At 44.2% G+C, this 23,787-nt stretch carries 22 protein-coding genes; 18 read left to right on the forward strand and 4 right to left on the reverse strand.

Annotated features, from left to right (window positions below; translation table 11 throughout):
- Positions 1-15 precede the first annotated feature (15 nt).
- The 6 genes from ACY8D0_RS25715 to ACY8D0_RS25740 all read left to right on the forward strand — a co-directional run bounded on the left by ACY8D0_RS25715 (position 16) and on the right by ACY8D0_RS25740 (position 6,197).
- Positions 16-786: an ABC transporter ATP-binding protein gene (locus ACY8D0_RS25715; protein ID WP_462413304.1), complete on the forward strand. Its 771-nt coding sequence runs from the start codon at positions 16-18 to the stop codon at positions 784-786.
- A gap of 14 nt (positions 787-800) precedes the next feature.
- Entirely contained in the window at positions 801-1,640 is an 840-nt protein-coding gene (locus ACY8D0_RS25720) for an ABC transporter permease (protein ID WP_462413305.1), read from the forward strand.
- Between the two features lie 98 nt (positions 1,641-1,738).
- Complete coding sequence (locus ACY8D0_RS25725) at positions 1,739-2,749, forward strand: aliphatic sulfonate ABC transporter substrate-binding protein (protein ID WP_462413306.1); 1,011 nt, start codon at positions 1,739-1,741, stop codon at positions 2,747-2,749.
- 153 nt (positions 2,750-2,902) lie between these two features.
- The gene (locus ACY8D0_RS25730; RefSeq protein WP_462413307.1) at positions 2,903-3,748 is read left to right on the forward strand and encodes a spore coat protein; all 846 of its coding nucleotides are present in this window, start codon (positions 2,903-2,905) and stop codon (positions 3,746-3,748) included.
- 401 nt (positions 3,749-4,149) lie between these two features.
- Positions 4,150-5,529, forward strand: a complete 1,380-nt coding sequence (locus tag ACY8D0_RS25735) for a selenium-binding protein SBP56-related protein (RefSeq protein ID WP_462413308.1) — start codon at positions 4,150-4,152, stop codon at positions 5,527-5,529.
- A gap of 17 nt (positions 5,530-5,546) precedes the next feature.
- Complete coding sequence (locus ACY8D0_RS25740; RefSeq protein ID WP_462413309.1) at positions 5,547-6,197, forward strand: hypothetical protein; 651 nt, start codon at positions 5,547-5,549, stop codon at positions 6,195-6,197.
- A gap of 83 nt (positions 6,198-6,280) precedes the next feature.
- Here ACY8D0_RS25740 and ACY8D0_RS25745 read toward each other — a convergent pair whose 3' ends face one another.
- The 3 genes from ACY8D0_RS25745 to ACY8D0_RS25755 form a co-directional block, all read right to left on the reverse strand.
- Positions 6,281-7,207 carry a cation diffusion facilitator family transporter gene (locus ACY8D0_RS25745; protein ID WP_462413310.1) on the reverse strand — a complete coding sequence of 309 codons (927 nt, stop codon included), beginning with the start codon at positions 7,205-7,207 and terminating at the stop codon, positions 6,281-6,283.
- Positions 7,208-7,705: 498 nt separating this feature from the next.
- Positions 7,706-8,467 carry a hypothetical protein gene (locus tag ACY8D0_RS25750; protein WP_462413311.1) on the reverse strand — a complete coding sequence of 254 codons (762 nt, stop codon included), beginning with the start codon at positions 8,465-8,467 and terminating at the stop codon, positions 7,706-7,708.
- A 258-nt stretch (positions 8,468-8,725) separates the two neighbouring features.
- A complete protein-coding gene (locus ACY8D0_RS25755) occupies positions 8,726-9,823 on the reverse strand; it encodes a DUF6920 family protein (RefSeq protein ID WP_462413312.1) in 1,098 nt (365 codons plus the stop codon).
- Positions 9,824-10,009: 186 nt separating this feature from the next.
- Between ACY8D0_RS25755 and ACY8D0_RS25760 the strand changes: the two genes are divergently transcribed.
- Positions 10,010-10,264, forward strand: a complete 255-nt coding sequence (locus ACY8D0_RS25760) for a hypothetical protein (protein ID WP_462413313.1) — start codon at positions 10,010-10,012, stop codon at positions 10,262-10,264.
- Positions 10,265-10,536: 272 nt separating this feature from the next.
- Here ACY8D0_RS25760 and ACY8D0_RS25765 read toward each other — a convergent pair whose 3' ends face one another.
- A complete protein-coding gene (locus ACY8D0_RS25765; protein WP_462413314.1) occupies positions 10,537-11,475 on the reverse strand; it encodes an AEC family transporter in 939 nt (312 codons plus the stop codon).
- A 195-nt stretch (positions 11,476-11,670) separates the two neighbouring features.
- Between ACY8D0_RS25765 and ACY8D0_RS25770 the strand changes: the two genes are divergently transcribed.
- The 11 genes from ACY8D0_RS25770 to ACY8D0_RS25820 all read left to right on the forward strand — a co-directional run bounded on the left by ACY8D0_RS25770 (position 11,671) and on the right by ACY8D0_RS25820 (position 23,779).
- Positions 11,671-12,987: a hypothetical protein gene (locus ACY8D0_RS25770; RefSeq protein ID WP_462413315.1), complete on the forward strand. Its 1,317-nt coding sequence runs from the start codon at positions 11,671-11,673 to the stop codon at positions 12,985-12,987.
- 137 nt (positions 12,988-13,124) lie between these two features.
- On the forward strand, positions 13,125-13,898 hold the full coding sequence (locus ACY8D0_RS25775; RefSeq protein WP_462413316.1) for a class I SAM-dependent methyltransferase: 774 nt from the start codon (positions 13,125-13,127) through the stop codon (positions 13,896-13,898).
- A gap of 205 nt (positions 13,899-14,103) precedes the next feature.
- Entirely contained in the window at positions 14,104-15,177 is a 1,074-nt protein-coding gene (locus tag ACY8D0_RS25780) for a tartrate dehydrogenase (protein ID WP_462413616.1), read from the forward strand.
- A gap of 32 nt (positions 15,178-15,209) precedes the next feature.
- Positions 15,210-15,965, forward strand: a complete 756-nt coding sequence (locus ACY8D0_RS25785) for a glucose 1-dehydrogenase (RefSeq protein WP_462413317.1) — start codon at positions 15,210-15,212, stop codon at positions 15,963-15,965.
- Between the two features lie 33 nt (positions 15,966-15,998).
- Positions 15,999-17,438 carry an aldehyde dehydrogenase family protein gene (locus ACY8D0_RS25790; RefSeq protein WP_462413318.1) on the forward strand — a complete coding sequence of 480 codons (1,440 nt, stop codon included), beginning with the start codon at positions 15,999-16,001 and terminating at the stop codon, positions 17,436-17,438.
- A gap of 38 nt (positions 17,439-17,476) precedes the next feature.
- Positions 17,477-18,487: an ABC transporter ATP-binding protein gene (locus ACY8D0_RS25795; protein WP_462413319.1), complete on the forward strand. Its 1,011-nt coding sequence runs from the start codon at positions 17,477-17,479 to the stop codon at positions 18,485-18,487.
- Positions 18,462-19,427, forward strand: a complete 966-nt coding sequence (locus ACY8D0_RS25800) for an ABC transporter ATP-binding protein (protein WP_462413320.1) — start codon at positions 18,462-18,464, stop codon at positions 19,425-19,427. Before ACY8D0_RS25795 ends, ACY8D0_RS25800 begins: the two co-directional genes overlap by 26 nt.
- Before the next feature lie 37 nt (positions 19,428-19,464).
- Positions 19,465-20,436, forward strand: a complete 972-nt coding sequence (locus ACY8D0_RS25805; protein ID WP_462413321.1) for a P1 family peptidase — start codon at positions 19,465-19,467, stop codon at positions 20,434-20,436.
- Between the two features lie 25 nt (positions 20,437-20,461).
- Positions 20,462-21,184 (forward strand): HAD family hydrolase, encoded by a 723-nt coding sequence (locus ACY8D0_RS25810; protein ID WP_462413322.1) that lies wholly within the window; start codon positions 20,462-20,464, stop codon positions 21,182-21,184.
- A gap of 15 nt (positions 21,185-21,199) precedes the next feature.
- Complete coding sequence (locus ACY8D0_RS25815) at positions 21,200-22,738, forward strand: ABC transporter substrate-binding protein (protein WP_462413323.1); 1,539 nt, start codon at positions 21,200-21,202, stop codon at positions 22,736-22,738.
- Between the two features lie 96 nt (positions 22,739-22,834).
- A complete protein-coding gene (locus ACY8D0_RS25820; RefSeq protein WP_462413324.1) occupies positions 22,835-23,779 on the forward strand; it encodes an ABC transporter permease in 945 nt (314 codons plus the stop codon).
- Positions 23,780-23,787: the final 8 nt, after the last annotated feature.

The following is a 23,787-nucleotide window of genomic DNA, read 5'->3' on the forward strand; positions in this document are numbered from 1 at the left end:
GAGGTGAAAGTGATCATGGCACTGCTAGAAATTAATCAGTTGAATAAATCCTTTGAAAAAGGTAAGGAAAAGAATCATGTCTTGAATGATATCAATTTGCATGTCGAGAAAGGCGAATTTATAACGATTATTGGTCCCAGCGGATGTGGAAAAAGTACCCTTTTAAAAGCGATTGTCGGTTTGGATACAGAATACTCCGGTGAAATCAAGCTAGATGGTGAAAGGGTGAGGCGGGCGGGCATTCATCAGGGGTTTATTTTTCAAGAACCCCGCCTGTTCCCTTGGCTTTCGGTCGAACGGAATATTGCAGGGAACCTGCCGCTCAAACGACCGGAAGTGAGAGGGAATGTGGATAAGCTGATCAAGCTGGTCAGACTGGAGGGCTTCGCAAAAGCCTACCCAAAAGAACTTTCGGGAGGGATGGCACAGCGTGTGGCGATTGCCAGAGCCCTGCTCCGAAAACCAAAGATTCTCCTGCTGGATGAACCCTTTGGTGCATTAGACGCTTTTACCCGCTCCCATATGCAGGAGGCATTAATCGATATTTGGAGGGAAGAGAAAACATCGATGGTTCTGGTCACACATGATATAGATGAAGCCATCTATTTGGGGAATAAAGTGATTATTATGAGTGCCAGGCCTGGAACGGTCCAAAAGATGATTCCGATTGATTTACCGTTTCCGCGCAAAAAAACGACAAAGGCCTTCCAAGAATTCCGTCAGCTCGTGCTGGGTGAATTTGAAAAAGTGGATGAATTAGAATTAATCAATAGTGCCGGAATATAGGGGAGGTTGAAAAAGTGAGTAATGAATCTGCAATTTCATTGGAAAAGGTTAAGTCTTCCGAGAAAAAGGCGATCAAAAGCAACCGTGATAATGGACGTTATTGGGTTATTCTGAAAGGATTTATTTTACCTGTTTTGATTATCGGAATCTGGGAACTGACAGGAATATTCGGGCTGATTTCCGAGACATTACTTCCAAGGCCAAGTGTGATTTTTATGACGTTCGTTGACTTGTTAACCACTGGGGAATTATTGGGCCATTTGCAGATTAGCTTATACCGGGCTATAGTTGGCTTTTTGGTGGGAGGGGCCTTGGGGCTTCTGGTGGGATTGGCCGTCGGATTTAATCAAAATGTGGAACAAACTCTCGACCCGACATTGCAAATGATCCGAACCATTCCAACGCTAGCCGTCATTCCGCTATTTATTTTATGGTTTGGGTTTGGCGAGCTGTCCAAAATATTATTAATCGCAAAAGGGGCCTTCATTCCTCTCTATGTGAACACCTTTTTGGGCATCCGCAGTGTGGACTCCAAATTGTATGCTGTTTCCAAAGTGCTGGAGTTTAGCAGGTGGAAACAAATAACCCTGTTAATTCTGCCCGCGGCCTTACCGAATATTCTTTTAGGATTGAGATTATCAATGGGTGCTGCCTGGCTTTCATTAGTCGCTGCAGAATTGATGGGGTCAAGCCAAGGTGTGGGCTATCTTATCACCGATGCCAGGCAATTTTCCCAAACGGCTATTGTTTTTGTAGGGATTATCATCTTTGCAGTTTTCGGAAAACTGTCTGATTCACTTGTGAAATTATTAGAAAGAAAATTATTAAAATGGCAGGACAATTTTCAAGGATAATGTCTGAATCATGCACAGTCAGATTAACAAATTGGTTTGACTTCGGTTAAATCCGACTATTCAAATATGATAAATAAGTTAAACAAGGAGAGTTTAATATGATAAAGAAAAGGAAGCCGATTTACTTATACGCCCTATTGGTTTTTTTACTGTTGTTAAGCGCCTGCGGCAGTACGACCAAAAACGAAACCTCCGCAACGGCAACCAAGAAAAATGAAAACATTGTTGTGAATATTGGTGTTCAGGGCAAAACGGGTATTTTGCCGTATGCAAGGGAACACAAATACTTCGAAAAAGCCTTTGAAAAGGTGGGTGTCAAAGTAACTTGGAATGAATTTGCCAGCGGTCCACCCCATTTTGAAGCCTTGGCTTCCGGCAGGATCGACTTTGGGTCAGTAGGGGGCACACCCGTCATAGCCGGGCAGGCCGGCAATATTGACTTTAAAGCCCTTGCAGTTACCAGCGACGGAAAGAACGGCGACTCCATTATTGTGCCGAAGGGAAGTCCCATCAAGGAATTAAAGGATTTAAAAAATAAAAAGGTAGGCGTTGCCAAAGGCAGCAGCGCGTATAATTTCTTGTATATGGCTCTTGACCATGCCGGCTTAACGGATAAAGATATCGAAATCATCCAGCTTCAGCCAGATGAAGCACGCCCTGCATTGGATAATGGTTCTATCGATGCTTGGTCGATTTGGGAACCATATACAACTACTGCCGTGTTTCAGACGGGAGCGAAAGTACTGGTGACTGGAAAGGACCTTGATATTAATGCTCCGAGTTTTCTAATTGCGCGTACGAATTTTATTGAAGAACACCCTGATTTAACGGTTCTATTTTTAAAAACTTATGAAGAGGTACGGAAGGAATTTGTGGGTGATTTGGACGGAGTAGCTAAAGATATTGCAGAAAAACAAAGAATTGAGGTAGAAATTATCAAAACAGTGCTGGAAAAAAATACGCCAATATTGTCACCTGTTACAGATGAATTTGCCAAAGCGCACCAAAAACAAGCAGATTTCTTATATTCTGTCGGGGGTATTTCGAAAAAGCTGGATACGTCTAAAGTCATTGAAAACAAGTTCGTGGAAGAGGCTTTAAAACAGTAGGTACTTCCGGTAGTCGATAAATGACTGCGGAGGTTTCCGTAATCCAGTTATTACCTAATGGCTGTTGTAAAAGTAACACATACAAGCAGTCGCCCAGGTGGATAATACCCTTGTTGCTTTGCTATCGCAAAAAAACAAGAAGGAGTGTTATCCATGCCTTTTGGTGCACATGAAACAATGGAAGTACATGAAATACTTGCAGAAAAGATTAATATGATTAGCCACTTTAACCTTTATGCGACACAAGTAAAAAATCCGCAGTTAAAGGAAATAATCAAGCGTCATCAACAGGAAGAGGTAAATTCATATGATGTAATCGTGGCTTACACGCACGATTATCAACCATTTATGCCACTTCCTTCCAGTGCCAATATCAATGTCCAGCCGGAGCAAATCCAATATGGTTTAAATAATCCGAGCATGATTGCACCGGAAACCAATGCGGTTTTCAATGATTATGAAGTGGCATTGGCGATGCTTCATTGCCATAAAAACGGGGCTGCCAATGGGATGAAGGCCTCTTTGGAAATTGCCGATCCGAACCTTCGGCAAATGCTCATGAACGGGGCGGTCAACTGTGCGAATCAGGCCTATGAAGTCTTTTTATTCATGAACCAGCAAGGCTACTATCAAATCCCGCAATTGAAGGATCACACGGCCAAAACGCTTCTTCACAGCTATCAACCGGTAAGTGAGTCGGTTAAAGCCCAATATGTGGTTCAACCTGGGCAAACTCAGGCTTATGATCCATCCATGGCCTTTTTCCAACAAACCAATCCTTCTGCCTTTTCTATGAATGCAGGCCAAGGCATGGCAGGGAACATGCCAATGGGGCAACAGGGCCAAAAGATAAAAGCGAACGGCATGGCACAAGGGATGATGGGCTATCATCCAAATATGAATGCCCAAGGCCAAATGCCAATGGGGAATATAAATCCTGCTGCCTTCCAAGGGAACATGCAACAGAATACTAATAATCAACATCAAATGGGACACTAAAAATATGGACGCCAGAGGGGACGATTTATAGTCACGCTGGCATATTTCAAAAAGTGAAGCTGGAATATATTGACTATCAGGCTTGTTTCCGTTTATAGTAGAACCATACTTGGTGGTCTCTGACAACAATATGATTTTAACCAATTGGTCAACCAAAGGTTCCTGTTTTTATTAAAAACAGGGACCTTTTGCTATTTTAATAGGCAACGCAATTTATTCATACTATTTTAATAGGAACAATATGATTAAAAAAGGGGGGCAAAGAATCAGTTATTAATTCACATTAGAGTAACTGCGAATAGTTTGCACAATGCATTGTAATCAATTCTCGCAGATTATCAGGCACTAAATCCTAGTTATTGGCTAAATATTTTAAAAACAAGATGAGAGGAGAAATGTTCATGTCCAAATGGTTTGGAACGGATGAGTCCTTTTATCCATCACCGAAGTCCGCAATGGAGGCACCTCCAGAAAAAATCGCTTATGTTGCATTATTAAAACCGGATGCAATTGGGGTCATTGACCTGGACCCGGATTCTGCGACGTATGGCCAGCTCATTAATAAATTGGTCCTGTCCGGGGAAGGGGAGGATGAACTGCATCACTTTGGATGGAATGCCTGCAGTTCTGCCCTGTGCCCGACAGCGTTTCATCCTCAATTGGAGCGGCGTTATTTAATTCTGCCTGGTATCCGCTCTTCCCGAATTTATATAGTGGATACAAAACCGGACCCGAGGAATCCAAAGATAGTCCGGACGATTGAGCCTGAGGAAATTAAGGAGCGTACCGGCTACAGCCGCTTGCACACCGTCCATTGCGGACCTGAAGGCATCTTTATCAGCGCCCTCGGTTCAGGAGAGGGAAATGGGGGCCCAGGCGGCATCCTTGTATTAGATCACTTTAATTTTAATGTATTGGGGGCATGGGAAATCGAACGCGGACCGCAGCATTTTGCCTATGATTTCTGGTGGCATATCGCCCATGACGTAACCATCACCAGCGAATGGGCCACTCCTGATCTTTTCGAAGATGGCCTAAATCTCGAGGCCTTATCAGATAGAAAATATGGCCATCGTCTCCATTTCTTCGACAGCCGTTCCAGAAGGCATATCGGAGAAATCGATTTTGGCGACCAGCATCAAATGGTGTTGGAACTTCGCCCCGCCCATAATCCAAAGAAAACGTATGGGTTTGCCAGTGTGGTAATTGATGTGACCAATCTGGCCAGCTCGATATGGACTTGGTACCAGGATGCTGGAGAGTGGAAGGCAAAGAAGATTATCGAAATCCCTGCTGTGCCAGCCGAACCTGATCAGCTGCCGCCGGCTCTTAAAGGGGTTGCGGCGGTGCCGCCGTTAGTGACCGATATCGTGCTCTCACTTGATGATCGTTTCCTTTATGTTCCTTGCTGGGCCGCTGGGGAACTTAGACAATATGACGTCAGTGATCCGTTTAACCCAAAACTCACTGGAACCGTAAACATAGGGGGAATTGTCAATCCAAAGCCGCATCCAAATGGAAAAATGATTACCGGTGGACCACAGATGGTGGAATTAAGCAGAGATGGTAAAAGACTCTATTTCACCAATTCTCTCTATAGCACTTGGGACGATCAATTTTATCCGGATGGCATCGGTGGTGCAGTGGTGAAAGTGAATGTCCATCCTGATGGAGGCATGGACATCGATCCAGATTTTCTCCTGCAACTGGCTGGCGAAAGGGCCCACCAAATCAGGCTGGAGGGCGGAGATTGTTCTACTGACACCTTCTGCTACCCGTGATAGGAGGCTAAGAGATCATGGGAACTTTTCATGAAGGAAGCCAAGTCGTGCTGGCATCCCTGCTTGGGGCATTCCATGGATTAAACCCAGCGATGGGCTGGCTGTTTGCGGTGTTTTTGGCCGTCCAAAGGGGAGACCGGCGAGTATTGTTTTTTTCGGCGGCCCCCATCGGCTTAGGCCAAATCATGGGTGACGGGTTGATTGTGCTGCTGCAGACCTACGCGCGGTTTCAGTTTCCATTGCATATAGTTCACATCGTTATGGCCTGTATCGTTTTAGGATATGGCATTTACCGGCTGTTCAGGTATTTTCGGCATTTTAAATGGACTGGCGGCTTGAAGGTGGGCTATGGGCAGCTCATCCTTTGGTCGTTCTTGGCTGCATCCACCCATGGGTCGGGGTTGCTTCTGTCTCCATTTATTTTGGGGGCGGACAGCATCGGTGAAATTATTCCGCTCTATATTTTTCATGAAGTGGCGATGCTTGCTGTGATGATATTGGCAGCCGTAATAGTCTATCACATTGGTCTGATGGACATCCGTAAATACTTTGTTAATTTTGATTTAATCTGGGCTGTTTTATTGATATCCGTTGGGCTAATTTTATTATTTATGAATGTAAATATCGATCATGGATCGCCTGGACACATTCATCAGCACATCCATTAAGATTTCCTCGTGTCTTTTGCTGCATTAATGTTAAACAATAAAATTATTAATCAAAAAAAAGCAGATTTCAAATCTGCCTTTTTTTATGCTAGAAATTGTTGACCATATTTTCCATGATCATTTATGGCGGGATCTTCCACTTGAATGGTCGAATGGAGAATGCCGTATTTTTTTTTTAATAAATTGGTAATTTGTGAGACTGTTATTACGGAATCGCAGCTTTCCTTTATAAAGACATGTGCCGTAAACGAGTAGTGATCCGTTGTCACAGTCCAAAGATGCATTTCGTGTACATCAGCCACCATGTTGATTTCCAAAATGTCTTGTTTGATTTTATCAAGATCATATGGCTCGGGGACTGATTCCATTAAAATCAGATAGGATTCCCTGAGAATTTTAAAACCACCGATCAGTATGACGGATCCAATTACCATGCTGATAATCGCATCGATGATGTTAAAACCCGTATAATAAATGAATATCCCAGAAACGATGACACCTACAGAATTCAGTAAGTCCCCGATAAAGTGCCAGAGGGCACTTTTTATATTAAGGTTGGCTTCCTGCTTCGTGCTCCGGGTCAAAATAATAGTAAGGATGATATTAACAATAAGGCCAATAATCGCTACCGAGAGCATCAACCCGAGTTCAATTTCTCTTGGGGTAATCAGCCGCTTAATCCCCTCAACGAAAATGCCGATGGCGATGACAGCCAAAGCAAGTCCATTGAGGAAAGAGGCGAGGATTTCAAACCGTAGAAACCCAAAAGTATACTTTTTATTGGGCCTTTTAGTCGACAAATAAATGGCTGCCATGCTGAATCCCAAGGCTATGACGTCGGAAGCCATATGTGCTGAGTCTGATAATAGAGCCAAGGAATGGGATATTAGGCCGCCGGCCACTTCTACCAGTGTAAAAAATAAGGTCAAAAGTAACGTAATCCATAAAGTTTGTCTCGACTTCTGTTGGCTTTTCACATGGTTCAGATGATGAAAATCATAATCCGTCATTTTTACTTCCTCCTCTGGGTATCACCCTCAATTCCATTATATTCCTACCCAGAAGCCGATTCAATTATAATCGAGAAAATATTTTTCTAATTGAGAATTAAAATCATGTATAAATGCCCATAAAAATAATTGATTCTCATTATTAATTAGAATAATTATAAAAACTGTTCGCTGTATCGTTGTACTCTACTGTAATGAGGGACAGGCCCTTGCTAAGGTAATACGTTACTGCGGTGGAGCAGCGACTATTAAAATCTAGTCATAAAGTTTTTGTTATTTTAATTGGATGTAAATAGGACTATTACTGGTTTTAGTAAGTGTGAATAATTATTTGGCAACGGTGCCTTGGATGCAGGTTTTTTTGTATCAAATATACCTTTTTCCTTCTTTGAAGAACGTGAATGAATTGGAGTGATTTCCAAATGTCGTTTATTAATGCTACTTTTTTCGAGTTGAAAAAATCCGCCGCCCTTTATAGGCAGCGGCAGATGAAAGTTTTTATTCTTTTAATAATGACCGGATAAAAGAACGTGCTCCGTCTGACATCTCACGGTGAATGGGATGGAACAAATAACAAGTTGAATATAAAGGATCATTTATGCAGTGGATGATTTCTTCTTTAGTAAAATGTGGCCGGTAGCGAATCGTTATTCCATCATAGGCATCGTGTGTTTCTGGAGTGAAATGCGGATCTCTTGGATAGGTGTGAATTCCTACCCCTAATCTTTTAACCAGATTCACAAATACAAGTTCTTCAATGCTCCATATTGTTGTTTCATTCAGGTTCTTTTCTACGGTGCCGATTTCCTCAAATGAGAGAATCTTTTTTACTAATTGCCTGCTAAATGTTTGAGAAACATTAAAAACACCAAGGTTAGTAAATCGTTCACTAAGAAAGATGTTTTTCCAAGGTTCCCATTCATATTTCGCGCATTTGGCAGTTGGCCAGTCTTCACCCCTATACCCTGCATCGACACCTAAATAATCTTTGCCCTCCATATAATTGAATAAAAATTCTTCAAAACCCCTTCTTGCAAATAAAGCATCAGAGTCAAGACTAATCAAATAATCATAGTCAAAGTTTATATCTTCGAGCCATCTCATTACTTCAAGCAAATAAATGGCTTGTAACCCATAAACAATTTTTCTGCTTGTAGGGCAGACTAGAAGGTTCAGACCTTCGCAAAGTTCAGGATCTTCACCACCGTTATAGAGGACAATAGAACTTTTAGGGCAGAAATATTGAATATTCCGAATCATATCTTCTACGCTAGACCTGTTTTCATGCACCAAAACGGCAAAGCAGATTTTCTTGATGATGATCACCTCACAACAACATTGAAATGGTTTAAGAGTCATATTCCGAATATCTAATATAGGATATGCCTTAAAAAAAAGAATGCTTATCCAAATGTCCCTATTAAAAACTTGGAACGGGGACAGTAACCATCGTGTTAAAGTATTCATTTGCTTTAGATGTGCAAACTGCCCCTCACGAAGTGACAGGGCAGTTTTTATTTATAGATTATACTTTCCTTTTATAATTTCTACCTTATACCATGTAAAGGGTCCATTTTCCATCATCCAAGTAACGGTTAGTTTGGTCGGAATCTTAACTCCATCTATGGTGTTGCTTTCTATCGCTTGTCCGATACATTTTATCGGTCCAGAGGTATCATCGCTCTCTTTAAATCTCCTGGCACTGGCTTTAACGAAGTTTCCTGAATCATCAAAGTAAAAGGTAGCTGAGCCGCTCACACCCTTATAATCCAATGTTGCTTTGGCGGTCTTTTTGTCTATGTCCTCCCATGAAATGTAAGGGTTGAGCGCAGCCGTGGGGTACCATGGCATCTCCAGCAAGAACCGCTGTAATGTCGATTGAGTGACTTTTTCACTACCCGCTATGTCCACTAACGGCAATAAACCACCGATTTTGATCAGCATTTCCGCCTTTCCATCCATATATTTATCCCTCCCGGCTACCTGGATAATAGGAAGGATCTTCATATGGACCTTCCAAAGGAAGCCGGGTGAATAGGTGGTTACATACTGCTCAGCGATAGCAGGAGCCCACTTTTTTTGATCCGGCTTTAATTTCATTTCTACCTTTTGCTTGAAATAAGCGTTTTGTATACTGGGCCGTCCGATGACCCCGATTTGCCTTAGCCACTTTTGTACAGACGTAGGTAACGGGGTGAGCATTTGTTCTGTTATCAAAGTTGTTTTATTAGAAGATCTTGCAGACTTGAGGAGTAATTGAACTTCCTTTTTTGCTTGTGCATTAAAAATCCAGTCTGCGTACGAGAAAATAGCGAATATGAAAATCAAGAGGTTGGGGAGGCTCCCAAACTTAGCATCTTGCCATGAAATGACAATCAGGGTTTGGGAGATTAAGACGGCAATAAAGCAGTAAAGCCAAACTGTATGGTTTTTTAAGACATAAAGAACAGCCACCGTTAAAAACAAGACCGCGGTTACGAGCCAAATAACCCCAATTGGCCTTGAAATATATCCGGCCAATTGCTCAACTTCCTTAATGTTAAAGGCTTTCACAAAACCAAGTAAATGTATAAGCCCATGGAGCACAACAATAATCAGGAACAGAATCCTCTTCATATCATGACCCCCTTTTCTTTATTCTATATTTTTCTTGAAGCATCAAAAAAATAAGATGTGACGAATTTGTTAAGATTTCAAGCTATTAAAATCCGCTGAAGCCAAGAAACTATCTTAAGAGTTATGTAAGAATTGATTAATAAAAGAGATAATTTTATCGGATAGAATAAGAATCAGTTTAAGGAAATGGTGCAAGTCGCCAAAAAACAAAAAGGATGGGATCATGATGAAAAAATGATAACAGCTTCAATGGTATTTATTACCTTATTGGCGGCAGGATGTTCTGTGGAACTCGATACTTCCAAGTCTACCATTGACTCAAATCCAATAAGTTGGAACAAAAAGCGGATAGACTGCAATATGAATTTGATGACGTCATGGCACTTGGCAACGAACTGGAAAACGACCAAACCATTAAAGCAAATGATTAAAAAAGGTTAGCTAAGGAAATCAGCGATTTATTGCCTGCGGTCGATGAAATTAAGAATGCAGAAACTCCAGTAATCGGAAAACCAGTGTAGGATTTTGAAACTGAAAAGTTTGAAGAAAAGGAACAAGTGTTGGAAAAAATTAAAGGTACGCTGAAGATGGCAGAGCAACGAAGGAAGATGTGGCAAAATAAAAAGAGGCATTAGCTGCTGACATTAATTTCAGCCTGTTTAACTAAACGGAACGAGGTATTTCTGTTAAAAAGGAATACCTCGTTTTTTGTTTCATGAATAAATCAAGATACAAATCCAATACAAAATTGGGATTGTAATCAGACACAACAAAGTTGTTAAAAGGACTCCAAAAGAAGCAAATAAGGCATCAGCCCCGTATCTTTGTGAATAAAGTGAAACCGTTGAGGCAGACGGCATCCCAGAGACAATCACTGCGGTGGCCAGTAAGGGAAATGGGACGGAAAAAGCGGCAAACGGGAGCAAAAACAGCGGGATGACCAGGAGTTTTGCAAAAGCGGACGTCCATAAGTATTGATTTTTAAGCGAGGTTAAAAAATCCTTGTAATTGGCATTGGCAACTAAACTGCCAATCAAAACCATCGAAAGGGGAACCGTCATCATTCCGACGCTTTCTAGCCCATTTGCCACCATTACGGGCCATCCCAACGGTGAAAACATCATGATTAGGCCGATGAAGGTGGCCACAATGCCTGGATTGAAAAAGATATTTCTCCAGTTAATCCGGTCTTTATTTTTAGTAAATAAATAGATTCCGTATGTCCAAATAAGAATGAAATAAAAAAGATTAAACATCGTGGCTAACACGATGCCCTTTTCCCCAAACAGGAGATAGCTAACGGCATATCCGATGAATCCTTGATTGCCGAAAATGGTCAGGCCTTCATAGGCACTTTGCTGCGCATCCGGCAGCTTCGAGCGTTTTCTCATCCAGGCTGCCAACAAGCAGGAAACCGTCAAGATAAAGACCGACATAGTCACCAGCAAGGATAAATCTTTTACCAAACTGTAAGAAAAAGAAATATCTAAGGAAAATAAAATAAGGGCTGGCAAGGTCCCGTATAGAATTAGCTGTGTCATTACCTCGTTGGCATGTGTGTTCAGCGTTCCAGTTTTTCTTAAAATAAAACCTAACAACGCGATACCGTACAAAGTGACCATTTCTTGAGAAAATCCCCAAACCGAGCTCATAACGATTTATCCCTCCTACATTATCTTATTAATAACAGGCTAATGGGTGTGTTTATGGGACCTTAAGGATTTATTTGAATATTATCACTGCCTTTACGAACCTGCTCGGGATAATTCCTCCTGCCTGTACATATAATTTACCAATTCTTTGGTAATGGGAATTTTTGATTATTTTCATAGGAGGAAAATTTCGATATGGCCAACACAAAAGATTTTGAGTTAACTGAACAGGAAATAAATGATGAACTTTTGAAAGAACTGGGAGAATTTTCACTCCTTGAAGCGATATTCGGAAGGCGTTCACGCCGGTTCTTCCTCGGGGCCGAGATTCCAGATGGACCGCTGGCTTACAAATCCAAGCATGAGCCGGTCCCGCTGAACAATTTTGAAAAACTGCTGATTTTATTGGGTGTCAGTGGTGTGACGGGCTGGCATCATTCAGTGACAAGACATGACCGCTACAAACCGCATCTCTCCAATTATTCCGGTTCGGCCTCTGGCCGGACCCATCCGTCAGCTGCTGGTTTTCATACATCAGAAGTGTTTTTTACTGACGATACAGGCACCTATATTTTCCGAAGCCGTGATTTTGCCCCGGAAGTGGAGCGGTCTGAAACTGGACAACTGTCTACTAAAGAAATGTTGCTAGCTCATCGCAAAAGAATTCAAAAACTATCGGATAAACGCCTTCATATTCCGAATTACGAACCCTACATGGAAGGCCATAATTCTTGGGTAGCTAATCAGCCTGGAACGTTTTTAGTGTTTCCGGTCGGTGATTTGGCGCAGCACACGCTGTTAAATCTATGCTTTTACGTGCAAAATGGCTTGGCGATTTATGACGATATTCATAATCGGAAAATTCCTGGTTTAGAAAAATATAAACACCTTGTTGATGTGGACAATCCAGTCCCGCTTAGTTTTTTGGACCAGTATTCACTGGCGGAACTGTCCGCAGAATTGGCCACAGCCACCTATTCAGGTATGCTCTTGCAACAGGCAATTGGTCTTGGCGGCTGGATGTTTGATGGTATAGACAGGTTAACCGTGTTAGGCGCTAGTGGTGACCCGGACGTTCCGGGACTTGGATTCCGCTATGATACCGATGATCGCTGGGCCATCCCGAACCCTACAGGCCTTGAAGGGGTGTTTACTTCCTTTACACCACCACATTATCCGACAATGAGGGACGCGGTCGATGCACTAGTGGAACGAAAATTTGGCAAGGGTGGACCATTCCATCCGGACACACCAGGAATATGGAAAAACCCGGAGAAGGTTCGCGTCAGTGCGCAAATCCATGATGAAGAATTTAAAGACATTATCAGCATCCAAGCCCAATACATGTACGACACATTCGGAAAATTCCCAGCCACCAACCCATCCGTCTACTCCCTAATGTACCTGCAATCACACCACCTAGACCTGGACTATTACGACCACCTATTCCAACCCAACTCCTATCTTACCACCCATGCCGAGCATCTAAAGAAATGGCACGGGAAAAAATAGTAAAAAGGGAGGGAAGTCCCCGGCACTGCACAGCATTAACACGCTGAGGGCCTGTCCCCCGCTACGATACAGCATTAACGCACCGGGGGACAGGCCCCCGCCACGGTACAGTATTAACGCACTGGGGGACAGGCCCCTTGAAAGGAGTCGAGATGAGGTCTACTGATTATTCGCGAATTGCAGGAAGGTATGATAGGAATCGGTATCGGGTTGAGGAGGTAAGGGTTGATTGTGATTTAAAGGAATATATGGAGGGGCATCCCCAGCCTCATTATGATGTTTTGGATTTGTCTTGTGGGACGGGGCTTTATCTGGAGAAACAGATGGGGGGGTTTGCCGCGTCCCCGGTGAAGTGGCATGGACTCGATGCTTCGGGTGAAATGCTGAAAAAGGCCAAGGAGAGGGCGAGTAATGCGAAGTTAATCCAAGCGTTGGCGGAGAGTATGCCTTACGATTTAGAAACATTCGACTTCATTTTCAATAATTACGCGTTCCACCATTATTCCCAAAAGGAACAAGTGCTGGATGAGATCGCACGTGTGTTAAGAAAAGGCGGAATCTGCAAATTACATAATATCTCCATTCACGAAATGCCCAAGTGGTGGATATACCAGTACTTTCCTGCCGCCTATTATGAAGATCTAAAAAGATACTGGACCAAAGAAGTCCTGTATCACGAACTCCAATTAAGAGGTCTTACTGTGAATTTACAAATCACCTATCGTATGGAACAAGTCCGTGTAGCCGATTATCTGGGATTCGCAGAAAATCGCGATATTTCGGTGTTGACCTTATTATCCGACCAAGACTATCAACTAGGCCTTGAAAAAATGCGTTATGAAGTAACCGCTGACCCAGAAAAAACCATAGTCACGGACTTTGCTGAACTTTTTTGCCTGGCTGAAAAATAGATTCTTAAAACCACCCGGCCGCCAATAGCTGAGTGGTTTTTTTAATAGGTCTCTGCTTTCTGTTCCCTCCTGATGAAGGATTTAGGTCTTTCTGGCTAAACCAATAGCAGGAATCCGGAATAGGTTAATTTTTTCAGGAATATATATTTAAAAGGACAACCAAAGATTAATGAATAAACCGAAGGGGGGAGTATTGAACCGGATTATGGACTATTTTTCATTAGCGGTCATTCCAGGGGATGGAATCGGCCCAGAAACCGTCAGGGAATCTTTGAAACTTTTAAAAATCATGGAAGAAATTCATGGGGGAATCCACTTCGATATCCAAATGTTCGATTGGAACTGCCGGTATTACATAAAGCATGGGAAAATGATGCCGGAAAACGGACTGGATATCCTGCAAAACTTTGACACCATCCTGTTTGGCGCTGTAGGCGACCCCAGTGTCCCGGATCATATTTCCGTGTGGGAACTGATTTTACCCATCCGTCGTGCATTTGATCAATACGTGAATTTACGTCCCATTAAATTGCTTAGGGGATTGGATAGCCCGCTCCGGGGGAAGAGCCATGACGAGCTTGATTTCGTGGTGATCCGTGAAAATACAGAAGGCGAGTATTCAAACATGGGCGGCCGGCTTTATCAAGGAACTCCTCATGAAGTGGCCATCCAAAACAATGTGTTTACCCGTTTTGGTACGGAAAGAATCATCCAATACGCCTTTTCCTATGCGGAACAGCATAAACAAAAACGATTGACAGTTGCAACCAAATCGAATGCAATGAATTTTTCGATGACCTTTTGGGATGAAGTCGTAAAAGAAATTAGTTCCCAGCATCCCTCCATTGAAACCAATCTTTACCATATCGATGCCCTGGCTGCTTACTTCATCACAAAGCCGGAATATTTTGAAGTTATTGTGGCCAGCAATTTGTTCGGAGATATTCTTACGGATTTAGGAGCGGCCATTGTAGGCGGTTTGGGGTTGGGACCGTCCGGAAATATCAATCCTGAAAAAAAATACCCATCCATGTTTGAACCAATTCACGGTTCAGCTCCAGATATTGCAGGACGGGGAATAGCCAATCCGATCGCACAAATATGGAGCATGGGGATGATGTTGGACCATCTAGGCTACAAACCACTGTACGATATGATTCTAAATGGCATTGAATCCGTTTTGTTAGAAGGAAAAATTCGAACACCGGATATAGGAGGAAACGCCAGAACGGCTGAGCTTGGGGATGCCATTGCCGAATCAATCATGAACAGTGTTTAGGTTTACTTTTAAGAAAGTGAGGGGAGACCATCATGCGGTTACAAAATAAAGTGGCAATCATAACAGGGGCAGGAGGTGGAATGGGACAAGCGGTGGTACAGAAGTTTTTGGATGAAGGAGCAAAAGTGGCCGCTTGCGATTTGCAAATAGGTGATTCATTGCAGCAATTGTCCAATCGGCAAGACCAAGCCCTACTAATCCAAGCAGATGTTACAGAATCTGTTCAAGTAGAAAAAATGGCAGAGCAAACGCTGCAGCATTTTGGCAGAATCGATATTTTAGTCAACCTTGCTGGTATAGCCCAGTCTGCTGCTCCAATAGAAAAGGTAACCGAAGAACAGTGGGACCGGATTATGGCTATTAATACAAAATCCTTGTTTTTAACAGGTCGTGCCGTGATTCCTTATATGAAACAGCAAAAAAGCGGATCAATTGTCAATATCGCCTCCATTTCCGCCGTTAGGCCAAGACCAGGATTGAATGCATATGTAGCGTCAAAGGGGGCCGCCCTTGCCTTCACGCAGGCGCTAGCGATTGAACTAGCCGAATACAAAATTCGTGTGAATGCCGTCAATCCAGGACCGGCAGAAACAAACATGCTGCAGCAGTTTGCAGCTGAAGGTACCAATGCAGAAGAAGCGAAGGAAACTGTTTTCCAAAAAAGCGTTCCCTTGGGTGAACTCATTCAGCCTGATGATATCGCCAATGTACTGGTATATCTATGCTCCGATGAAGCCAGCAGAGTAACGGGGGCCATATTTAACATTGATGGAGGCCGGGGAATCTAAAGCCATAAACAAGGGTGTTAGAGGAGTGAACTGATGAAAAAGAAACAAATGTATGTTAATGGGGAATGGACGGACAGTCAATCTGGAGAAACACTTCTGGTCTATAATCCGGCAAACTTAGCCTACCTATACACCATTGCAAGAGGAAAATCAGAGGATGTGAATCGGGCCGTATCCGCTGCCCGCCTTGCCTTTGAATCCCAAGAGTGGCAAAGCTATAAGCCTCATGAACGGGGCAGGCTGCTATGGAAAGTATCCCAACTCATTTTAAGGGATCAAGAAGTGATGGCGGTAATGGAAACATTGGATACCGGAAAGCCCATTTCTCAAGCGAGAGTTGATGTAGAGGCCGGAGCCCGGTATTTTGAATATTACGCCGGGGTGGCTGATAAAGTGCTGGGAGAAACGATTCCCATTGAACCAGGGATTATTGATTTTACCGTCCGGGAGCCGGTTGGGGTAACAGCCCATATTGTGCCATGGAATTATCCCCTGCAGGTTGCTTCAAGAAGTGTGGCGGCAGCCATTGCCACAGGGAACGCTGTTGTCCTGAAACCGGCGGAAGACACTCCGGCTACCGCACTGAAACTAGCGGAGCTATTCGAAGAAGCTGGACTGCCGAAAGGGATTTTTAACGTGGTGACCGGCTATGGCTTTGAAGCAGGGGAGAGCCTCGCCAACCACCCGGATATCAACCACATCACTTTTACAGGTTCAGTCCAAACAGGCATGAGGGTGATGCAGGCAGCTTCTCGGAATGTAACACCTGTTACGCTCGAACTGGGCGGCAAATCACCCAACATTGTGTTTGCCGATTGCTACTGGGAAGATGCTTTGAATTGGGTGGTCAAATCGATTATTCAAAATGCAGGTCAAACGTGTTCAGCAGGGGCACGCTTAATTGTAGAAACATCCATGCACGAGAAGTTTATCGAAAAAGTAATCGAGAGAATGGAATCGCTGGTGATTGGTCCAGGTTTAACGAACCCCGATATTGGCCCGATCTTATCAGAAAAACAGTTTAACAGAATTGCAGAATATATGAAGTTGGCGAAGCAGGAGAAAATCACCATACGCACCGGCGGCGAAAGGGCCTATGTCGCTGGAGAAAATGGATATTTCTTTAAACCCACACTCCTCGACCACGTTCATCCAGACAGCCGTTTGGCAAAAGAAGAAATATTTGGTCCAGTCCTTAGCGTTTTTACTTTCGACACGGAAGAGGAGGCTCTCAAGCTGGCGAACGACTCCCCCTATGGGTTGGTAGCGGGGATCTGGACAAATGATATCGGGCGGGCCCACAGGTTGGCAAGCAAAATCCGTGCCGGGCAGATTTTCATCAATAACTACGGTGCCGGAGGAGGCATCCAAATGCCTTTCGGCGGTTATAAAAAAAGCGGCTTTGGCAGGGAAAAGGGACTCGAAGCACTTAGAAATTATACACAGCTAAAAAATGTGGCCATCAAATATTAAACAGCGACATCTATACTTTCGAAGAAGGGAGGAGGCCAATGACTCGAAAGATGCTTGAAGTAAAGGATCTGCGGACATCATTTTTTTCCCCCGAAGGTGAAATCCCTGCTGTGGATGGGGTGAATTTCCATTTGTCGGAGGGCGAAATCCTGGGTCTCGTCGGGGAATCCGGCTGCGGGAAAAGCGTCACATCTCTATCGATTATGGGCCTTATTCCAACAGGAAATGGAAAGGTGACTGGCGGGAGTATCCTGTTCCAAGGGGAGGAGTTGACAAAGGCCACCTCAAAAAGAATGAGGCAAATCCGAGGGAAGGAACTTGCGATGATTTATCAAGAACCCATGTCTTCTCTCAATCCGGTATTTACCATTGGCAGCCAACTAATGGAAGCCATCCGCACCCATAACAAACTATCGCGGGAAGAAGCTTTCAAGAAGGCAATCGAAATGTTAACTCTCGTTGGATTGCCGCGGGCAGAGGAACTGATAGATGAGTATCCGCACCAATTGTCAGGAGGGATGTGCCAGCGGGTCATGATTGCGATGGCCGTAGCCTGCGGTCCAAAAGTGCTGATTGCCGATGAACCGACCACAGCCCTTGACGTGACGATACAGGCGCAAATCCTCGAACTTATGAAAAACCTTAATCATGAGTTGAAAACATCCATTATCATGATAACCCATGATTTGGGAATCGTCGCCGAAATTTGCGACCGGGTCGCCGTCATGTATGCCGGAAAAATTGTCGAAGAAGGTTCCGTGGATGCTATTTTCCAGCAGCCGAAACATCCCTATACCATTGGGTTGATCCAATCCATTCCCGATATAAGGTATAAAAAAGACCGCCTCTATTCCATTCCAGGCTATGTGCCGAAACCTGGGACGATTAAACAGGGCTGCCCGTTTGCCCCGAGATGTCCGCATGTGTTTGATGATTGCAGGGTGGAAACCCCTGAAATGTCTGTCAGTTTGGATGGCCATGCTGTCCGCTGTTTTCTTCATGGGACGCTGAAGGAGGAAAAGCATGACCCAAACATTATTAAAAGTTGAGCATCTAAAAAAATACTTTCCGATTTCAGGCGGGATTTTTGGCAGGAAAGTCGGTGAGGTTAGGGCCGTTGACGGGGTGTCCTTTACCCTAAAGAAAGGCGAAACATTTGGACTGGTCGGCGAGTCGGGCTGCGGGAAATCAACAACGGGTCGAATGCTTCTCCGGTTGATTGAACCCAGTGCTGGAATGATTGAATTTGATGGAACCTCACTTACTGACTTATCAAAAAAGCAAATGCGGAAAAAGCGCCGCGATATCCAAATGATTTTTCAAGATCCATACGGTTCGTTAAACCCGCGATATACAGTCCAACAGATTATTGAACAGCCTCTTAAGGTCCATGGGTTGGGCACTCCAAAGGATAGAGCCCGAATCGTGGAGGAACTTTTGGAAACAGTCGGTCTTGATGCCTATGCCGCATCACGTTACCCCCATCAATTCAGCGGCGGCCAAAGGCAGAGAATCGGTATCGCCCGCGCTTTGGCGGTCCGCCCTAAACTGATCGTCGCCGATGAACCGGTTTCTGCCCTTGATGTATCGATTCAATCACAAGTGTTAAATCTGCTGAAAGATCTCCAGAGTGAATTTCAATTGACCTATGTTTTCATCTCGCATGATTTGGGTGTGGTCCGCCACATAAGCGACCGTGTAGGCGTCATGTATCTCGGTCGGTTGGTGGAAGTCGCTGACAGCGACCGTCTTTACGAGAATCCCAAACACCCTTATACCAAAGCCTTGCTATCCGCCGTTCCCGTCCCTGACCCCAAGAATAAATCCAACCGGATCATTCTGACCGGGGATGTCCCGAATCCAGCTAACCCTCCGGAAGGCTGCGCTTTCCATACTAGGTGCCCGCTGGCGGCGGACATTTGCCGAAAGGTACGGCCCGAATTCATAACGGATGACCAAGGCCATGCCGCCGCCTGTCATTTCATATAAATTTTTTTGATTGGCCAAATGGTAAGGAGGTGTAAATATGTCATATGGAAACATTACCGATGTACCTGGAATTAAAGTGGGTAATTTGGAAAACAAAGCGGCCTTAACAGGTTGCACCGTTATTTTAACTGAAAAAGGAGCAACGGCTGGAGTCGATGTAAGAGGCAGTGCCCCTGGCACGAAGGAAACCGACCTTTTAGACCCTATTAATCTCGTGAATGTCGTGCATGCGGTTTGCCTAACAGGCGGGAGCGCATTTGGCTTGGATGCCGCATCAGGCGTCATGCAATTTTTGGAGGAAAACGATATTGGACTCGATGTGGGAATTGCCAAGGTTCCCATAGTTCCTGCCGCGGCACTGTTTGACCTCCCTGTTGGAGACAGCAGGGTAAGACCCGATAAAAAAATGGGCTATATAGCTGCCCAAAATGCAGCGAGAGGGCCATTTTTACAAGGGAATGCTGGCGCCGGATGCGGCGCTACAGTCGGGAAAGCAGCTGGACTTGAGAGCTGCATGAAGGGCGGACTTGGCTCCGCTTCCATGGAAATCAGCGATGGGGTCTGGATTGGAGCAATTGTGGCCGTGAATGCCATGGGGGAGGTGAGAGACCCATCAACAGGGGGAATACTGGCGGGTGCTTATCTACGGGATTCACGTACGCTTGTTGAAAGTGTCGAGTACATGAGGGCGAACAAACGAAAACAGATCTTGCCGGGAGCCAACACCACAATCGGGGTAGTGGCGGTTAATGCCGATTTGACCAAAGCCGAAGCCAAAAAGGTTGCCCAGATGGCCCACAACGGATATGCCCGGACGATTTTCCCCGTTCATACCATGGAAGACGGTGACACCATTTTTGCCATTAGCACCGGGGGAAACAAAGTTTCCGTTGACCTGATCGGTGCGTTGGCCGCAGAGGTAATGACAAAGGCCATCGTCCAAGCTGTTAAAGCGGCAAAAGGGGTAGAAGGGATTCCCAGCTGGCAGGATATTGGCCCGTTTACATGAGATTAACAGATTGGTGGTTTAATCAATGAAAAAAGACAGACTGAAACTGATTGCCTTTGATTTAGGGTATACGCTTGCCTACAACCGGCGCGAGGAACATTATATGAATTTTTTAGAAAGCCAATCTATAACAATACCAAGGGAAAAAGTAGAAAAAGCCTATCACCTGGCGGATAAAACGTTTATGCGGTCCTATCAGGGGGTATTGGGTAACCCTCCACAATATTACATGCCCTGGTATATCGGACTGGTCAATTATTTTTTGAATGTAAAATTTGATCTGATTCATCAAGTAACCTTCATTATGGCACAAGGGAAACACAGTTCTTCCTATTGGCGGCCATTTCCATGGACTACCCATGTGCTGGACGCCTTAAAAAACCATGGTTACCGGCTTGCCTTGTTATCAAATTGGGATCTGACCTGCCGCAGAGTCCTTAAGCAAATTGGGGTTTATGATTACTTCGAACAGATTATCGTTTCATCGGAGTTAAACATCAGTAAACCGGATGCCGGCATTTTTAAATATTTATTGGATATCACTCACTGCGCCCATGATGAGGTATTGTATGTCGGGGACAATTACTATGACGATGTGGTGGGGGCAGGGAAACTGGGAATCCAGACGGTCCTGATCAACCGCTTCGGCCGGGAAGGAATTGAAGAGATTGAAGTTCCCGGCTTGGTAGAGAACACAGCGGAGCTTCTTACTATCTTGGGGTTGGAGGAGTATAAAAAAGACTTTTAAGGGGTGAAAAAGCAAATGCGCAAACGATGGTTCATTCTCGTCAGTTTGTTAACTATGAGTTTACTAGTAAGCGCGTGTTCGGGCAGCAGCACCAAGAAAGGCGAAACAGGGGGAGGGGGGAAGAGTGATATCAAGGAAATGAGTGTCCGGATTAATAGTGACCCCGATTTCCTTGACCCTCATAAAGCGGAAGCCTCATTGACCTTCCGCATGATGTTAAATGTATTTGAAGGGTTGTTTAACCCTTCTCCCGATGGCAGTGTTGAGCCTGCCATCGCAGAAAAATATCAGGTATCAGATGATGGCCTTGTTTACACCTTCACATTAAGGGACGGAGTCAAGTTTCATAATGGTGATCCTGTGACGGTCAAGGATGTGAAATACTCATTTGACCGGTTAATGGGAACCACTACAGGACAACCGCTGTCATCCGATTTTGCAAACGTTGAGTCGGTTGAAACCCCGGATGACAAAACCGTTGTCATGAAGCTGAAGAAACCGGACTCCACCTTCATTTACCGGCTAACGGCCGAACAATCGGCCATTATTCCGGAAAGCAATGATGCCAATCAAAACACGAAACCTATTGGAACGGGACCATTTAAATTTGTAGAGTATCATCCCGAAAACAATTTGATCATCGAAAAGAATAAAGATTATTGGAAAAAAGGGATCCCCTACCTCGATAAAGTGACATTTGTTTTTCAATCGGATAACCAATCCGCTTTATTAAGCCTGCAGGGCGGACAGCTGGATATCACGGATATACCGGCCCATCAGAAAGCAGAAGTGGAGAAGAATTTTACGGTGATTGAACAAGAAAGTAACGCTGTTTTTCTGCTCGGTTTTAATAACGAAAACAAACCTTTTTCCGATTTAAAAGTCCGCCAAGCCATTAATTACGCGATCAACAAAGATGAAATCATCGAGGGGGCATTTTCGGGATACGCCACCAAATTGGGCTCTAACATGAGTCCCATCATGGGCAAATATTACAAAAAGGGTCTGGAAGATTATTACCCAGCCAATGTGCAAAAAGCCAAGCAGCTGCTTGCCGAAGCCGGCTATCCGGACGGCTTTAAGACGACCATCACCATCTCCTCCCATGCCGAGCTCTATTCAGATGCTGCCCAAATTGTGGTTGAGCAACTGAAGAAAGTCGGTATTACAGCGGAAATTAAAGTAGTGGAATGGGCCAAATGGCTCGAAGATGTTTATGGCAAAAAAGATTATGAAATGACGATGATTGATTTTACTGGGAAGCTGGATCCTTATAAAATCTTGAACCGCTATGTGTCTACCAATAAAAGCAGTAACCTGATGAATTTTAATAATCCAGAATTTGATAAAATAATGGCCGATGTCGTTTTGGAAACGGATGAAGCCAAACAGATTGCCATGTATCAACAGGCACAGGAAATTTTAACGAAGCAAGCAGCCGCTGTGTTTATTGCCGATTATAAAACTTTGTGGGGGATGAATTCAAAAGTGGAAGGTTTCAAATCCTATCCTATCTTTTATATGGACATGGCGCATATGAAACCAAAGCAGTAGTCTATGGAAGCCTGGTTATCTGCCAAAATAGTCAGCTAACCAGGTTTTATGGTCAGGTTGGGATGACAGACCTGTCTATAAGGGAGTGGTAGATACTTGACGTATGTTGTCCGCCGTTTTTTACTGTTGGTCGTTACCTTAATTTTGATCTCTGTTATTACATTCCTAGTGTTTCAAATCCTTCCAGGCGACCCCGTCCGCACGATGTTAGGTCCGGATGCCGATGATACCCAAGTGGAAACACTTAGACGGCAGCTTGGTTTGGACCAGCCGGGCCATGTCCAATACCTGCATTTGGTGGAAGGGTTCTTTCAAGGGGATATGGGGGACTCGATTCGTTTTTCCCGCCCGGTCACAGGACTGATTATGGAACGGTTGCCCATCACGCTTTCCTTGGCCGTCATTTCCCTAATTATCGTAATACTGGTTACCATTCCGTTGGGGATTTTTACGGCGAAAAGAGAAAATAAATGGAGTGACTTTTTCCTTTCCTCCTTCACTCAATTGGGAATGGCTGTACCGACATTTTTTGTCGGGATGGTTTTGATTTTGTTTATCGGCATGAGTTTTCAATTTTTTACTACCGGAGGTTATGTGCCTTGGAGTGAAAGTATAATTGGTGCCATCGGTTCGCTCATTCTGCCCGCCTTGACAATCGCGCTCCCGCAAATTGCTATCAGTTTCAGGTATGTAAGAAATGCGATATTGGAGCAGTCCAAGCTGGATTACGTCCGAACAGCACGCGGGAAAGGGGTATCCGAAACAAAGGTCATCTATAAGCACGTCCTGCGAAATTCCCTGATTCCTGTTGTCACCGTGTTTGGCCTGATACTGGCCGAAGTGATTGCCGGCACCATTGTGGTTGAACAGGTCTTCTCCCTGCCTGGGATCGGGCGCTTATTAATTACCGCTGTCAGTTACCGTGATTTCCCTGTCGTGCAAGGGATTGTGCTTTATATTGCCCTTGTGGTAGTCGTGATTAATTTTATCGTGGATATCCTCTACGCAGTCCTCGATCCGAGAATCAGGCTGAAGTCGTGACAGGAGGG

The organism is Neobacillus camarae (genome assembly GCF_054950115.1).

What these genes read in the sequence shown, in the direction of transcription:
- ACY8D0_RS25715 (WP_462413304.1), top strand. Translation starts at nt 16, where the DNA reads ATGGCACTGCTAGAAATTAATCAGTTGAATAAATCCTTTGAAAAAGGT.
- ACY8D0_RS25725 (WP_462413306.1), top strand. Translation starts at nt 1,739, where the DNA reads ATGATAAAGAAAAGGAAGCCGATTTACTTATACGCCCTATTGGTTTTT.
- ACY8D0_RS25730 (WP_462413307.1), top strand. Translation starts at nt 2,903, where the DNA reads ATGCCTTTTGGTGCACATGAAACAATGGAAGTACATGAAATACTTGCA.
- ACY8D0_RS25735 (WP_462413308.1), top strand. Translation starts at nt 4,150, where the DNA reads ATGTCCAAATGGTTTGGAACGGATGAGTCCTTTTATCCATCACCGAAG.
- ACY8D0_RS25740 (WP_462413309.1), top strand. Translation starts at nt 5,547, where the DNA reads ATGGGAACTTTTCATGAAGGAAGCCAAGTCGTGCTGGCATCCCTGCTT.
- ACY8D0_RS25745 (WP_462413310.1), bottom strand. Translation starts at nt 7,207, where the DNA reads ATGACGGATTATGATTTTCATCATCTGAACCATGTGAAAAGCCAACAG.
- ACY8D0_RS25750 (WP_462413311.1), bottom strand. Translation starts at nt 8,467, where the DNA reads ATGATTCGGAATATTCAATATTTCTGCCCTAAAAGTTCTATTGTCCTC.
- ACY8D0_RS25755 (WP_462413312.1), bottom strand. Translation starts at nt 9,823, where the DNA reads ATGAAGAGGATTCTGTTCCTGATTATTGTTGTGCTCCATGGGCTTATA.
- ACY8D0_RS25760 (WP_462413313.1), top strand. Translation starts at nt 10,010, where the DNA reads ATGGTGCAAGTCGCCAAAAAACAAAAAGGATGGGATCATGATGAAAAA.
- ACY8D0_RS25765 (WP_462413314.1), bottom strand. Translation starts at nt 11,475, where the DNA reads ATGAGCTCGGTTTGGGGATTTTCTCAAGAAATGGTCACTTTGTACGGT.
- ACY8D0_RS25770 (WP_462413315.1), top strand. Translation starts at nt 11,671, where the DNA reads ATGGCCAACACAAAAGATTTTGAGTTAACTGAACAGGAAATAAATGAT.
- ACY8D0_RS25780 (WP_462413616.1), top strand. Translation starts at nt 14,104, where the DNA reads ATGGACTATTTTTCATTAGCGGTCATTCCAGGGGATGGAATCGGCCCA.
- ACY8D0_RS25785 (WP_462413317.1), top strand. Translation starts at nt 15,210, where the DNA reads ATGCGGTTACAAAATAAAGTGGCAATCATAACAGGGGCAGGAGGTGGA.
- ACY8D0_RS25790 (WP_462413318.1), top strand. Translation starts at nt 15,999, where the DNA reads ATGAAAAAGAAACAAATGTATGTTAATGGGGAATGGACGGACAGTCAA.
- ACY8D0_RS25795 (WP_462413319.1), top strand. Translation starts at nt 17,477, where the DNA reads ATGACTCGAAAGATGCTTGAAGTAAAGGATCTGCGGACATCATTTTTT.
- ACY8D0_RS25800 (WP_462413320.1), top strand. Translation starts at nt 18,462, where the DNA reads ATGACCCAAACATTATTAAAAGTTGAGCATCTAAAAAAATACTTTCCG.
- ACY8D0_RS25805 (WP_462413321.1), top strand. Translation starts at nt 19,465, where the DNA reads ATGTCATATGGAAACATTACCGATGTACCTGGAATTAAAGTGGGTAAT.
- ACY8D0_RS25810 (WP_462413322.1), top strand. Translation starts at nt 20,462, where the DNA reads ATGAAAAAAGACAGACTGAAACTGATTGCCTTTGATTTAGGGTATACG.
- ACY8D0_RS25815 (WP_462413323.1), top strand. Translation starts at nt 21,200, where the DNA reads ATGCGCAAACGATGGTTCATTCTCGTCAGTTTGTTAACTATGAGTTTA.